The following is a 13,274-nucleotide window of genomic DNA, read 5'->3' on the forward strand; positions in this document are numbered from 1 at the left end:
TTTAGCGTTGCGGGCCAGCTTTCACCAGCGCAGCACCTGCGGCGTTATCCGTGTACTTGTCGAAGTTATCAATAAAACGCTGCGCCAGACCTTCGGCGGCGGCGGTCCACTTCTCCTCACTCTCCCAGCTACGACGCGGATCGAGCGTATCACTATCCAGTTCGCCCAGCGTAACCGGCATCTGCAGATTAAAGATCGGCAGCGTTTCCATCGGCGCATCATCCAGCTCACCCGCCAGAATGGCATTGATAATGGCGCGGGTATTCTTCAGTGAGATGCGTTTGCCGCTGCCGTTCCAGCCGGTATTGACCAGATAAGCCTGCGCACCGGACGCCTCCATCCGTTTCACCAGCACTTCTGCATACTGCGTCGGATGCAGCATCAGGAATGCCGCGCCGAAACAGGCGGAGAAGGTGGGGGTCGGCTCAGTGACGCCACGCTCGGTACCCGCCAGTTTGGCGGTGAAACCTGACAGGAAATGATACTGCGTCTGCTCCGGCGTCAGACGTGAAACCGGTGGCAGCACGCCAAACGCATCCGCGGTCAGGAAAATCACTTTCTTCGCGTGGCCCGCTTTTGAGACCGGCTGCACGATATTGTCGATGTGATTGATCGGATAGGAGACGCGGGTGTTTTCGGTTTTGCTGCCGTCGTCATAATCGACGCTGCCATCTTCGCGGACCACCACATTTTCCAGCAGCGCATTGCGGCGAATGGCGCGGTAGATCTCCGGCTCAGCCTGCTCAGAAAGGTTGATGGTTTTGGCGTAACAACCGCCCTCGAAGTTAAACACGCCATCATCATCCCAGCCGTGCTCATCATCGCCGATCAGCTGGCGGTCAGGATCGGTAGAGAGCGTGGTTTTGCCGGTGCCTGAGAGGCCAAAGAAGACCGCCACATCGCCCGCTTTACCCACGTTTGCTGAACAGTGCATCGAGGCGATGCCTTTCAGCGGCAGCAGGTAGTTCATGATGGCGAACAGACCCTTCTTCATCTCGCCGCCGTACCAGGTTCCGCCAATCAACTGCATGCGTTCAGTCAGATTGAAGGCGACAAAGTTTTCAGAGTGAAGACCCTGCGCCTGCCAGTCTGGATTGGTGCATTTGGCGCCGTTCATCACCACAAAGTCGGGGGTAAATTCGGCCAGTTCAGCTTCGTCAGGCTGGATGAACATGTTCTTCACGAAGTGTGCCTGCCAGGCCACTTCGGTGACAAAACGTACGCTCAGACGGGAATCGGCATTGGCACCACAGAACGCATCCACCACAAACAGGCGCTTGCCGGAAAGCTGGCGGGTGACGCAGCTTTTCAGCGCGTTCCAGGTCTCCTGCGACAGGGGCTGATTGTCGTTTTTGCCGGTGCCCTGGTCGTTCCACCACAGGGTATCGCGCGTGGTGTCGTCACGCACAATGTACTTATCCTTTGGCGATCGCCCGGTGAAAATCCCGGTGTCTACTGCAATCGCGCCGCTCTGCGTCAGGGTGCCACGAGCAAAACCTTCGAGGTCCGGGCGCGTCTCTTCCTGAAATAGCGTGTCGTAATCAGGGTTGTAAACCACTTCCGTGGTATCCACGATGCCCAAAGCGGCAAGGTCTTGCGAGGTCAGGCCGTTAACGCGCATTTTACTGCTCCTTAAATCGGTGTCTGTTCTGCAAAGCAGAGATAGGTTGGGATCGTGCCACCGGCTGTTGTATCGGCTGTGGCGAATCACTGACAGTCGACTGCGCTTCGTCACGACAGCCTGCAAAGATCACCGGGCTATTCAGGGCATCTGCCTCTGACTTCCGGGCGTTTGCACGATCGCGCGCAGTTTACTCTTCTGCGTTAAGGGAAAAAGGGCAGTGATCTAAAAATGCGACTCAGGGCGCGTTAAGGCTATGTTTCGAACGTTTAAAAGATGTTATGAAAGTAAAAAAAGATAATTTGTCTGAAAAATTATGGGGATAGGGATGGGCGGCGGGGAAGGGGCGGCAGAAGCCGCCCGATAAATCAGTGAAGCTGGTTATTATTCTCAAGGGAGTGGCTGCGGATAGCGGCGATATCGACGGCGTCAAACACGTAGTTTGAGCCGCAATAGTCGCAGTGCATGTCGATTTTGCCATCTTCCGCGATGATCTCATCCACCTCTTCCTGGGGCAGCGTGTTCAGTACTTCGCCACAGCGCTCACGCGAGCAGGTGCATTTGTAGATCACCGGCTGCGGATCGTAGAGGGTAACCTCTTCCTGATGGTAGAGACGCCACAGCGCTTCATTCGCAGGCAGATCGATCAGCTCTTCCGTTTTAATGGTTTCGGTCAGCGTTGCCAGATGGTCGAAAACCTCTTTCTCCGTATCCTGCGCCGGCATCACCTGCAGCAGAATACCCGCGGCGCCTTTGTCGCTGGTGCGGATAAACAGCCGCGTTGGCAGCTGCTCTGAGCGCATGAAGTAATCTTCCAGGCACTCCGCCAGAGTTTCACCTTCCAGTCCCACCACACCCTGATAACGTTCGCCCTTTTCAGGGGAAATGGTGATTACCAGATAGCCATTGCCCACCATGCTTTTCAGGGTACTGTCGTCCAGGATGTCGCCTTTGATACGCGCTACGCCGCGCAGTTCCTGGTTGTTGTTACCGTTGATCACCGCCAGCGACAGCGGACCGTCACCCTGCAATTGCACGGTGATTTCGCCATCAAACTTCAGCGTGGCAGTCAGCAGGCTGGTGGCGACCAGCATCTCACCCAGCAGCGTTTTAACCGGTGCCGGATAGTCATGGTTCTTTACGGTTTCACGCCAGGTTTCAGAGACGTTCACCAGCTCGCCGCGCACGGCGGCATTTTCAAACAGATAACGGTGCAGTTGATCCTGGACTGACATATTTTTTCTCTCACTGGTACGGGGCGATGGCGCGTCAGCTAAGACGGCGTTACTCATCGCCCGATAATTTAAACTTCATCAAATCGCGACGCTCTTTTTTGTCAGGTCGCCGATCGGGATGGGGCATAGTCAGCGCATTCATTTTGCGCGCCTGCGCCATTTTTTCGCGTTTTTCAATGCTGGCATCGGTTTCGCGATAGAGCTGCTGGGCCTCGCTGGCGGGACGGCGCTGAGCGCTGATGTCCGCCACCACCACGGTGCGTTCATCGTTGCCCTGACGCAGTGTCAGTTCCGCATTCAGCTCCACCACTTTGCCGGGTTTGCTGCGCTGGCCGTTGTAATGCACTTTGCCGCCTTCAATCATCTCCCGCGCAATTGCCCGGGTTTTGTAAAAGCGCGCGGCCCACAGCCACTTGTCGAGGCGTACCTCTTCGCTGCTTTTCTCTTTCTTCATTGCTGCTCCTGACTCAGATCAGCGTCCGGTAATCGCCGGTGGCGCGATGACGCTGAAAGATTTGCTCAGGGCGACCCGAATCGGGGTTCTTTACGCCTAAGCACTCGCCGATGCCCCATATCGTCGCAGCATCCAGAATCACTTCGCTATCATCGATAAACAGCGTGCGCGGCGCAGAAAAGCCGGTGTGCTGTTGTACCGCCTGCCATAAACGTTGGTCTTCTTTCGGATACCCAAAGGTATGGGTGGAAAGTAATAAATCAAGGTGCGGCGCTAAACCCGTCTGCGCCAGTTTGACGTCCAGATTGTAAGGATGCGCGTTGGTCAGCAGGATAGTGGACTTGCCCGCGCGACGCAGAGCCTGCAAAAAAGGCAGCGTATCGTCACGCAGCGCAATGCGGCTGCGCATCGCCCATGTCATGGCACGAATGTCCAGCGCCAGCGCTTCTGCCCAGTAATCCAGACAATACCAGTTTAGCGTATGGGCGACGGCCTGATACTTTTCCGCGATGATCGTTTCGGCTTCCGCTCGGGTAATGCCGCGTTGCTGACTGAGTTGTTCAGGCACATGCTCCAGCCAGAAGTGACGATCAAACGCCAAATCCAGCAGTGTGCCATCCATGTCGAGCAGCACGGTATCAATCTCAGACCAGTTGAGCATGCGGATGTTTCACCCTGTAAAAAAACCGGGCGACAGGGTAGCACAGAAGGGCAGGGCTCAGAATATCGGGCGCACGCTCTGCAAAGTGCCGAGGTTATGATTGAAGCACTTGTCGTAGTAGTGCTGGATATCGATCATGCGCTGGCGATTAAGGTGCATACGGCGTAGCGCCAGTAACCCATTGATCACACCGCAGGTCAGCAGCACCAGTAGCAGCAATACGGTGCCGAGATAGCGCCACTGCGCCATGGCATCCGGTTCATTGTGCAACACGATATGACGCGTGCCGTTGGCATCCGTTGAAACGCTGGTGATGATGCCGCTGGCGCTGAAAGGCGTATGCAGCAGCATGGCGGAGATACGTTGCAGTTCGCGCCACTGAGAGGGCGGATCGAGATCAAACAGAGACACGGTTGGCTGAGGCTGATTCACCAGCTGGCGACCCTCGTCGCTGACGATCAGGAACCCCCCTGGCGGCGGGCTGTTAAGATTTTCTGCCGCACGACGGGTTTCGCGGAAAAAGAAGGTCGAGGTGGCGGTATTAACCAGGTTTTCCAGGGCTTCGGCACTGACCGGCCGCAGCAGCACATTCATGCCGTTTAGCTGGCCGGAATCTGCGCGACGCATCAGCGCTTCCCAGTCTTTGGCATTGCCCAGGTTCACCAGCGCATTTTTCAGGCGCATACAATCCTGTGGCTGATTACAGAGATCCTGCGTTTTCATCACCAGATCGGAGAAGTCATCCAGCAGAATCATGCCGGACTTCTGAATCGCGGAGGCCAGCTGCGGATTCAGTTTAGGATCGGTATTGGTTTCCGGATGCAGTTGCTTTGTGGTGGTCTCCTGCAGAGCAGCGGCTTTATCAATAATGTCCGATTGCGGCTGCGGCAACGGCGTGGCGTTATTCCAGTAGACCGCCGAGCAGTCGAACGGCATGAAGGCGTAACTTCGGTTGCTCTGATAGTTGTCCGGCACCGAACACATGCCGGTACCGCTTACTTTGAGGTTGTCGCCAATATTCAGGGGCACGCTGCTGAGTTTATCGACGCTGCTGACCTCCAGGCTGTCGGTGCCCCTGGCCCAGGCCAGACTGAGCTTGATCGGCATGCCGAGCGGGATCCAGGTGACCAGCATGGTCAGCACCATCAGTGAACCACAGGCCAGCACTACGTTTTTCCGCCAGCGCTGAATAGGGAAGTTTTTGACTTCATCCTGCAGCGACAGGAAGCGGCCCTGACGCACCACCTGACGGTTGAGGTAGATCTCCACATCCGTCACCTGTCCGAGATCGTGCGCCACATAAGGCTGCCAGTGCGGTGGATAGGCGAGGTCAATAATCCCCAGTGTGATATTGCTCTGCTCCTGGTTCGATTCGCTGAACAGGCCCCAGCGCTTTGGCGCGCCGCGCAGGCAGTGTATGTCACGCAGGCCGCGCTCACCTGGAATGCGGTAGAGCAGCCACAGGCTGGCGGCAATCATGACTGCACCCGTCAGCACCAGCCAGATCATCAGCGTTGCGGGTACTAACAGGCTGAAGAAGAAGAGTAAGAAGGCAAGAGAGATGATCACCGCTTCACGCGTGCCATCTGGCCGCGACAGACGATACTCTTCCGGTGTCTCTTTGCGTACCTGCAGCAGTTCGACGTTTTCCGTTTCCGCTTTGCGGATAGAGGCGTTGGTCGACACCGGACGCATCAGCGTCGGCAACGATTGCTGATCCACGGCGTAATCCACCAGCGAGTGGCCGTTCAGCGAGATCACCAGCGGAATAGATTGGGTGCGGATTAACTCAACGTAGTTTTCGTCGGCGATGTACTGTTCCCACAGCGGCGGCAGATGAACTTCAACTTCATCAAGGTAGTAGCGCCATTTATGGGGATCGTCCGTAGAGAGTCCGTAGCGGGTAATCGCACGGGTAACGGGATAGACATTGTTGCTCTGTGCCGTCAGCGTCAGACGTTCGGACGCGCTGCGCTTATCGGTCGTCACCGTAGTACGGGGCTGCTTTTCCAGCGCGGCGACATACTTATCAACCGCCTCACGCTCCTGAGCAGAGAGTTTACGGCAGGGCGGACTGATAAATGGCAGAGGTTTCGCCAACGGCGGACGATGCCGCATAGCGTACCAGAACCCAATGCCTGCCAGTATTGAACAGGTCAGCACTATGGCCAGGATCATCAAGATTGTGCTCATGCTCTGCTCAATTCAGCCAAAATGCTGCCTTCACTTTAAACTTTCGCTTTCGGTTATGCTCGCTATAAAAGAGGCATTCCGGAAGATTATATAACCCTGAGGAGTCAGACACCCGATGAAATAGTGCCAGCGTATATCTGATTAGCATTTGTTAAACCCTGCCTTGTCCGAATGGTAACCGGCTCAGACTGGATTAAATATCGGTATTATCTGAAACTTATCGCAGCATATTGACTAATGCAAATTTAGTCTTAACTGATAACCAAAGGCTGTTATTCAATCGATGTAATCTGTGTAACGATAACGTGATTGTCTGACTGTCGCACAATTGCCTGTGGTTAGGTATGCTAATTCGCTCCAGATAGCCGGCGCAAAATAATTTGAGGCTGATATGAAAATTCCAAAAAAACCTGACATCCTCAATATCACCGCCGTGGCACGTTCACGGTTATTCACCATTGAATCGGTCGATCTGACTTTCAGCAATGGTGCGCATCGCGTTTATGAGCGGATGAAGCCCTCAGAGCGTGAAGCGGTGATGATTGTGCCGATTATTGATGACCATCTGATCCTGATTCAGGAGTATGCCGTCGGACTGGAAACCTATGAGCTTGGTTTCCCCAAGGGGCTGATCGATTCAGGTGAAACCGTGAATGAAGCGGCAGTTCGCGAACTGAAAGAAGAGGTCGGTTTTGGTGCTGATGAGCTGACAACGCTGGGCAAACTCACCATGGCGCCCTCCTACTTTTCCAGCAAAATGAATATTGTGGTGGCGGAAGGTCTCTACGCCGAAAAGCTGGAAGGCGATGAGCCGGAGCCGCTGATTGTCCACCGCTGGCCGCTGAGCGATATGATGTCGCTGCTGGATGAACCCGATTTCCGCGAGGCACGTAATGTCAGTGCGCTGTTTATGGCGCGCGAATGGCTGGTGAAGCAGGGGCGGCTGAGTTACTGCATATCATCTGTGACTGAATAAAAAAAGGCCGACTGACGTCGGCCTTTTTTACAGTGCGGTTTCGTGGGTCACATCAGAACAGCTCGTGACTCTCACCGTTATCCATAATGGTGGTACCCACATCATGAACCGAATATTCGGTTGGCTGGGTGCCATTGATGAAGTACTCCTGACGGGTGTTACCCCCTCCATTTGCCAGCTTGCCGGTGCTGCGATCGATAGTGACGGTGACCACACCATCCGGCGGCGTTAACGGCTGCACCGGTACACCATCCAGCGCACTCTTCATGTACTCATCCCATGCTGGTTGCGCGCTCTTGGCACCGCCTTCATAGCCCGAAATCTGATCGGGAATGGCACCGGAGAGCGTGCTGCGGCCCAGATTGCGGCGCGCATCATCAAAGCCGATCCAGACTGAGGTGACCACGCCAGGGCCGTAACCCGAGAACCAGGCATCTTTCGAGCTGTTAGTGGTACCGGTTTTACCGCCGATATCATTACGCTTGAGGTCACGCCCGGCACGCCAGCCGGTTCCCATCCAGCCCGGTTCGCCAAAGATATTACTGTTCAGCGCGCTCTTGATCAGGAAGGTGAGCGGGGTGTTGATCACGTGGGGTGCATATTGCTGCTCACCCTGTTGTGCCTGAGCGGGAACCTGCTCCAGTTCAGGCTGAGGAACGGCCTGATTCTGGTTGTTATTTGAGGCAGCAACGTTCTCGACGCTCTCTTCATTCAGAGCCAGCGCTTTTTTGGTCTCGCCGTAGATCACCGGCAGATTGCACTGCGGGCAGGCGATCTTCGGTTTCTCTTCAAATATGAGGCCGCCCTGTTCGTTCTCAATCCGGGTGATGAAGTAAGGATCGACCAGGAAGCCGCCATTCGCCATCACGGAGTAGCCGCGCACCACCTGTAACGGGGTAAACGAGGCCGCACCTAATGCCAGCGATTCAGTATGAACAATGTTCTGCGCCGGGAAACCAAAGCGCTGCAGATACTCCGCGGCGTAATCCACGCCCATTGCACGCATCGCACGCACCATCACCACGTTTTTCGACTGGCCTAAACCCTGACGCAGGCGAATCGGACCATCGTAAGTTGGCGGGGAGTTCTTGGGACGCCAGTCAGCACCCGCACCCGCATCCCAGCGTGAAATCGGCACATCGTTAAGGATTGAGGCGAGCGTCAGCCCGCGATCCATTGCGGCGGTATAGAGGAAAGGCTTGATGTTAGAGCCGACCTGACGCAGCGCCTGGGTCGCACGGTTAAACATGCTCTGGTTAAAGGCAAAGCCGCCTACCAGCGCGCGCACCGCACCATCATTCGGATCCAGCGAGACCAGCGCCGAGTTCACATCCGGCACCTGGCCCAGCCACCACTCATCACCCACTTTGCGTACCCAGATCTGCTGGCCTGCCTGCAATACCTGCGTCACGCTTTTCGGCGTCGGGCCCTGCACGGTGTCAGACTTATAAGGACGCGCCCAGCGCACACCGGCTAATGCCAGCGACACATTGCTGCCATCTTTCAGCATCACGGTCGCTTCATCGCTGCGCGCTTCCGTTACGACAGCCGGATTGAGCGGACCATAGACCGGCAGCGTCTTCAGCGCTTTTTCAATCTTCGTCTGATCCCAGGCCGGTTCACCCACTTTCCACAGCACGCTGGTCGGGCCGCGATAGCCATGACGCATATCGTAGGCCATGACGTTATTGCGAACGGAGGTCTGCGCGGCTTCCTGCAGGCGACGGGTTACGGTGGTGTAGACCTTGTAACCGTCGGTGTAGGCATTCTCACCGTAGCGTTTCACCATCTCCTGACGCACCATCTCGCTGAGATAGGGGGCAGAGAAAGCGATTTCCGGGCCGTGATACTTCGCTACCAGTGGCGTATTACGCGCCTCATCATACTGCTGCTGCGTGATGTAATGCTGATCCAGCATACGCGCCAGCACCACGTTGCGGCGCGACAGGGCACGACTTGGCGAGTAAAGCGGGTTAAAGGTGGAAGGGGCTTTCGGCAGACCGGCAATCATCGCCATCTCACTCAGCGACAGCTGGTCAACCGGCTTACCAAAATAGACCTGTGAGGCTGCGCCGACGCCATAAGCACGGTAGCCGAGGTAGATCTTATTCAGATAGAGCTCAAGGATTTCATCTTTGTTCAGCAACTGCTCAATGCGGATCGCCAGGAACGCTTCCTTTATTTTACGCATCAGGGTGCGTTCCGGGCTCAGGAAGAAGTTACGGGCCAGCTGCTGAGTGATAGTACTGGCACCCTGCGAGGCGTGACCGGAGACCAGCGCAACGCTGGCCGCACGGAAAATACCCACCGGATCAACACCATGGTGCTCGTAAAAACGGCTATCTTCGGTCGCAATAAACGCTTTCACCATCACAGGTGGCACTTGCTGCAGAGTCAAAGGAATACGGCGCATTTCGCCATACTGGGCGATCAGATCGCCATCGGCGCTGTAAACCTGCATAGGGGTTTGCAGACGCACATCTTTCAGCGTGTTTACGTCGGGCAGCTGTGGCTCTATGTATTTGTATAAACCATAAATCGAGCCAGCTCCCAACAGGATGCAACACACTGCAAGGATCAATAAATACTTTACGAACTTCACCTGGAATTTCCCATCTGTTGTCGTTTGAGCAGTTTATAAACAACCGCGCGGTAGTATAAAGGCAAGCCAGACGCTTTGATATGTCCATTTTCCCGGACGATAAGGAGATCGCGCGTATGGCTTTTCATACCTGGCAAATTGGGCTGGATATTCAGAATAGGCAGATTTGCGCCCTGGCCCTCCAGCCGCGTCGTGATGGCTGGCAGCTACGCCACTGGTGGCAGCAGCGGCTGCCGCAAGATACGTTAAGAAACGGCGTGCTGCAATCTTCGCCTGAATTACTGGCGGCCTTAACGACCTGGCGTCAGCGGTTGCCACGCCGTTATTCGCTGCGGGTCGGACTGCCAGCCCAGCTGGTGCTGCAGCGCCAGCTTCCCCTGCCCGCGCAGTCGCTGAATGAGCCCGCGCTGGGGCACTACGTGCAGGCGGCCGCACGCCGTCTCTTTCCGCTGGAGCCTACTGCGCTGGCGCTGGATTACCGGCCGGATGCGCAGAGCGGTCAGCTCTGCGTCACGGCAGCGCGGCTGGAGATTATCGACCAGTGGGCGGCCCCCCTGTTGCAGGCGGGTTTAAAGCCGCAGGTGTTCGAACTGACCACCGAGGCGCTGAAGCGGTTAGCCCGGCAGGCAGCCCTGCAGGACGATGCGGTGCTGGTTCTGCAGCAGGATAACCGCTGGCTCTGGAGCGATGCGCACACCGCTGCTGACACAGGCGAAGCCGCCACGCTGGAGGCACTGCAACAGCAGGCCTTTCCCGGGGCTCGCTCTGTCGCCTGGTGTACCGCAGAGCAGACGCCGTTGCCCGCAGACGTTAGCGCGTTTTCCCCTTTTGATCTGTTTCGTTATAAGCAGCCACCTTTGCCGGAGAATCCGGGCGCTTTTGCGCTGGCGGCCGGGCTGGCGCTGCGCGACGGAGATGAGTGATGGTCGCGGTTAATCTGCTGCCCTGGCGGCAGCGCCGTCGGCAACAGCAGCGGCGACAGAGCCTGATCATGCTGTCACTGGCGATGGGCACCCTGTTACTGGTGGTGATGCAGCAAACCTGGCGGATCCATCAGATGCGTCAGCAGGTGGCGCAGGCGAGCAGGGCGCAGCAGCAGGCGCTGGAAAGCCTGGGGCAGCAGTTAGCGCAACAGAAGCAGTTACTGGAGCAGCTCGCGGTCGTGCAAAAACAGCAGGCCAGGCATCGCCAGCAGGCTGCACAACTGGCCGCCTGGCAGCAGTTCTGGCTCGATTTACCCGCGTTACTGCCCGACACCGCCTGGCTGACCCGGCTGGAGAAGCGCGACAACCGTCTGACACTGGAGGGGCGGGCGCAGGATATCGCGGCAGTCCGACAGTTCCGCCAGCAGTTAACCACCGTGGCCCTGTTTGGTCAGGTGACGCAGGGCGGGGTTAAGCGTCAGGCTGATGGCCATTATCAGTTTTCACTGCGGGCAGAGATGCAGGAGGTGAACAGTGAGTGAATGGTGGGATCGCTGGTGGCAGATGGCCGCTATTGCGCGCTATGGCTCGCTCACCGCGCTCTTATCCGGTCTGCTGCTGCTCTCCTGGATCCTGTGGTTACGGCCACAGCAGCAGGCGCTAATTGCTGAACAGCAGACGCTGTTGCAGTTGACCCGCACTTTGCAGCTGCGTCAGCACCAGTGGCGTCAGAACCCTGATAATGCGCAGTTGCAGGCGCAGCTGCAGTCGATACAGATGGCGAGATCAGCATCTGCATCGGGCCGTGCAGTGGAAGAGATCCTGGCGGCACGCCGTAACCAGCTGGAAGAGTGGCAGCCGGACGCCCCCTCACGCATGCTGACGCTGCATCTGCAGTGGCCGGCGTTCCAGTCGCTTTTTGCCGAGCTTGCCCAGGTCTCCGCACCGTTTCCGGTGCATTTCCAGCTGCTGGCACAGCCGCAGTACCTGGAGGCTCAACTCTGGCTGGAACCTGACGATGCGCCATAGTCTGCTGATTTTACTGTTGTGCTGTGGCGGCTTACTGGCGCGCGATCCGTTCCGGCCTGTTGCCGGTTCCGTCTGTGAGGCATCAGTAGAACCGCTCAACGACTGGCGTCTGCAGGGGATCATTGGCCGGGAGGCGCATTTCCATGCCTGGCTGCTGACCCCGCAGGGAGAGAGCGTTACGGCCCGCACCGGCAAGCCATTTCCATTCGCACCCTGGCAACTGGCGGATATGACTCGCCGCAGCCTCACCTTAGCGGTGCCGAATAGCTGCAACGCACAACTGGCCGTATTTTATTTAAAAGGACGTTCGCATGATAAGGATAACCACTCTGCTGCTACTAAGCTGCCTGCTGCCGGTTTACGCCGCTGATGAGGAGCCTCTCAGTCTGACTTTCGATAACGCACCGGTAGAGCGTATTTTGCAGGCGCTGGCTGACTATCAGCAGATCAATCTGATGATTGCGCCAGAGGTTGAAGGTTCGTTATCGCTGCGGCTGGATAATCTGCCCTGGCATCAGGCGCTCGACCTGGTGGCGCGCATGGCAAAGCTGACGCTGGTTGAACAGGATAATGTCCTGCTGGTCTATCCGGAAAGCTGGCAGCAGGCTCAGCAGCAGGCACGTGAGGCTGAGCAGCAGCTACAGTTGCAGCAGGTTCCTTTGCAACAGCGCGCTGTGATATTGCGTTATGCCAGCGCCAGCGAGGTGTATACCAGCCTGCTGAGTGAGCGTCAGTCGCTGATGACGCCGCGCGGTAGCGTGACGGTCGACAAACGCACCAACGCATTGTTACTGCGCGATACTGCGGCGGCTTTGAAAGAGACGGAGCGCTGGATACGGGCGCTGGATCTGCCACTGGAACAGATTGAACTGTCAGCCCACATCGTCACTATCAGCGAGGAGCATCTGCAGGAGCTGGGCGTGAAGTGGGGATTGCAGGCGGGGGACGCCGCCGTAACTGATATTCTGCATCATCCCCGGCTGGATGTTCCGCTGGCGGTGAGTTCACCCGGCATCAGCGTGGGTATGGCGCTGGCGCGTATCGGGGGGCAGCTTCTGGATCTGGAGTTAAGTGCGCTGGAACAGGAGAACCAGATTGAAATCATCGCCAGTCCGCGTCTCTTTACCTCACATCAGCAGACCGCTTCGATTAAGCAGGGCACAGAAATTCCTTATGAGGTGTCGGCAGGAAACAGCGGTGCCACCAGTATTGAGTTTAAAGAAGCGGTGCTGGGTATGGAGGTGACACCGACGATTTCCGGCAATGGCCGCATCCAGCTGAAGATCCATATCAGTCAGAATATGCCGGGTCGCAGCATCAGAACCGGCGATAACGACATATTATCCATTGATAAACAGGAAATTGAGACTCAGGTCACGGTCAGTGACGGGCAAACACTGGCGTTAGGCGGTATCTTTCAGCAGCAGCGCACCCGCGGACAGAATCAGGTGCCGCTGCTGGGAAATGTGCCGCTGATTGGCGGGTTGTTTCGCCAGCAATCTGATCAGCGCAAAAAAAGAGAGCTGGTGATCTTCATTACGCCGCGATTGGTCAGGGAAGCAGCGCTTACGGCTGGATAA

12 protein-coding genes are annotated in these 13,274 nt (G+C 56.7%); 6 read left to right on the plus strand and 6 right to left on the minus strand.

The window, feature by feature from the left end; genetic code table 11:
- Position 1 precedes the first annotated feature (1 nt).
- The 5 genes from pckA to FOV68_RS19175 all read right to left on the minus strand — a co-directional run bounded on the left by pckA (position 2) and on the right by FOV68_RS19175 (position 6,164).
- Positions 2-1,621, minus strand: a complete 1,620-nt coding sequence (gene pckA / locus FOV68_RS19155; protein ID WP_143991364.1) for a phosphoenolpyruvate carboxykinase (ATP) — start codon at positions 1,619-1,621, stop codon at positions 2-4.
- Positions 1,622-1,989: 368 nt separating this feature from the next.
- A complete protein-coding gene (gene hslO / locus FOV68_RS19160; RefSeq protein ID WP_143991365.1) occupies positions 1,990-2,856 on the minus strand; it encodes an Hsp33 family molecular chaperone HslO in 867 nt (288 codons plus the stop codon).
- 49 nt (positions 2,857-2,905) lie between these two features.
- Positions 2,906-3,310 (minus strand): ribosome-associated heat shock protein Hsp15, encoded by a 405-nt coding sequence (hslR, locus tag FOV68_RS19165; protein ID WP_010253159.1) that lies wholly within the window; start codon positions 3,308-3,310, stop codon positions 2,906-2,908.
- Between the two features lie 13 nt (positions 3,311-3,323).
- Entirely contained in the window at positions 3,324-3,971 is a 648-nt protein-coding gene (gene yrfG, locus FOV68_RS19170; protein WP_115387112.1) for a GMP/IMP nucleotidase, read from the minus strand.
- Between the two features lie 57 nt (positions 3,972-4,028).
- The gene (locus FOV68_RS19175) at positions 4,029-6,164 is read right to left on the minus strand and encodes an intracellular growth attenuator family protein (RefSeq protein WP_143991366.1); all 2,136 of its coding nucleotides are present in this window, start codon (positions 6,162-6,164) and stop codon (positions 4,029-4,031) included.
- Between the two features lie 391 nt (positions 6,165-6,555).
- Between FOV68_RS19175 and nudE the strand changes: the two genes are divergently transcribed.
- Positions 6,556-7,140 (plus strand): ADP compounds hydrolase NudE, encoded by a 585-nt coding sequence (gene nudE, locus FOV68_RS19180; protein ID WP_143789910.1) that lies wholly within the window; start codon positions 6,556-6,558, stop codon positions 7,138-7,140.
- A 52-nt stretch (positions 7,141-7,192) separates the two neighbouring features.
- On the opposite strand, the gene mrcA is transcribed toward nudE, so the two are convergent.
- Entirely contained in the window at positions 7,193-9,742 is a 2,550-nt protein-coding gene (gene mrcA / locus FOV68_RS19185) for a peptidoglycan glycosyltransferase/peptidoglycan DD-transpeptidase MrcA (protein WP_069025453.1), read from the minus strand.
- 116 nt (positions 9,743-9,858) lie between these two features.
- Between mrcA and pilM the strand changes: the two genes are divergently transcribed.
- From pilM to hofQ, 5 genes are read left to right on the plus strand one after another with little or no spacing between them, the layout of a single operon-like run.
- Positions 9,859-10,665 (plus strand): type IV pilus biogenesis protein PilM, encoded by an 807-nt coding sequence (pilM, locus tag FOV68_RS19190; protein WP_143991367.1) that lies wholly within the window; start codon positions 9,859-9,861, stop codon positions 10,663-10,665.
- On the plus strand, positions 10,665-11,207 hold the full coding sequence (locus tag FOV68_RS19195; RefSeq protein WP_143991368.1) for a PilN domain-containing protein: 543 nt from the start codon (positions 10,665-10,667) through the stop codon (positions 11,205-11,207). Before pilM ends, FOV68_RS19195 begins: the two co-directional genes overlap by 1 nt.
- Positions 11,200-11,694, plus strand: a complete 495-nt coding sequence (locus FOV68_RS19200; protein ID WP_137230894.1) for a hypothetical protein — start codon at positions 11,200-11,202, stop codon at positions 11,692-11,694. Before FOV68_RS19195 ends, FOV68_RS19200 begins: the two co-directional genes overlap by 8 nt.
- A complete protein-coding gene (locus FOV68_RS19205) occupies positions 11,684-12,064 on the plus strand; it encodes a DNA utilization family protein (protein WP_143991369.1) in 381 nt (126 codons plus the stop codon). The genes FOV68_RS19200 and FOV68_RS19205 overlap by 11 nt, the downstream gene beginning before the upstream one ends.
- Positions 12,006-13,274, plus strand: coding sequence for a DNA uptake porin HofQ (hofQ, locus tag FOV68_RS19210; RefSeq protein WP_143991370.1), 1,269 nt, complete (start codon positions 12,006-12,008; stop codon positions 13,272-13,274). Before FOV68_RS19205 ends, hofQ begins: the two co-directional genes overlap by 59 nt.

Origin of the sequence: Pantoea sp. paga (assembly GCF_007558755.1) — a bacterium.
GTDB classification, from domain to species: domain Bacteria; phylum Pseudomonadota; class Gammaproteobacteria; order Enterobacterales; family Enterobacteriaceae; genus Pantoea; species Pantoea agglomerans.

Excerpts from the sequence above, each read along its gene's own strand:
- pckA (WP_143991364.1), bottom strand. The coding sequence starts at position 1,621 with ATGCGCGTTAACGGCCTGACCTCGCAAGACCTTGCCGCTTTGGGCATC.
- hslO (WP_143991365.1), bottom strand. The coding sequence starts at position 2,856 with ATGTCAGTCCAGGATCAACTGCACCGTTATCTGTTTGAAAATGCCGCC.
- hslR (WP_010253159.1), bottom strand. The coding sequence starts at position 3,310 with ATGAAGAAAGAGAAAAGCAGCGAAGAGGTACGCCTCGACAAGTGGCTG.
- yrfG (WP_115387112.1), bottom strand. The coding sequence starts at position 3,971 with ATGCTCAACTGGTCTGAGATTGATACCGTGCTGCTCGACATGGATGGC.
- FOV68_RS19175 (WP_143991366.1), bottom strand. The coding sequence starts at position 6,164 with ATGAGCACAATCTTGATGATCCTGGCCATAGTGCTGACCTGTTCAATA.
- nudE (WP_143789910.1), top strand. The coding sequence starts at position 6,556 with ATGAAAATTCCAAAAAAACCTGACATCCTCAATATCACCGCCGTGGCA.
- pilM (WP_143991367.1), top strand. The coding sequence starts at position 9,859 with ATGGCTTTTCATACCTGGCAAATTGGGCTGGATATTCAGAATAGGCAG.
- FOV68_RS19195 (WP_143991368.1), top strand. The coding sequence starts at position 10,665 with ATGGTCGCGGTTAATCTGCTGCCCTGGCGGCAGCGCCGTCGGCAACAG.
- FOV68_RS19205 (WP_143991369.1), top strand. The coding sequence starts at position 11,684 with ATGCGCCATAGTCTGCTGATTTTACTGTTGTGCTGTGGCGGCTTACTG.
- hofQ (WP_143991370.1), top strand. The coding sequence starts at position 12,006 with ATGATAAGGATAACCACTCTGCTGCTACTAAGCTGCCTGCTGCCGGTT.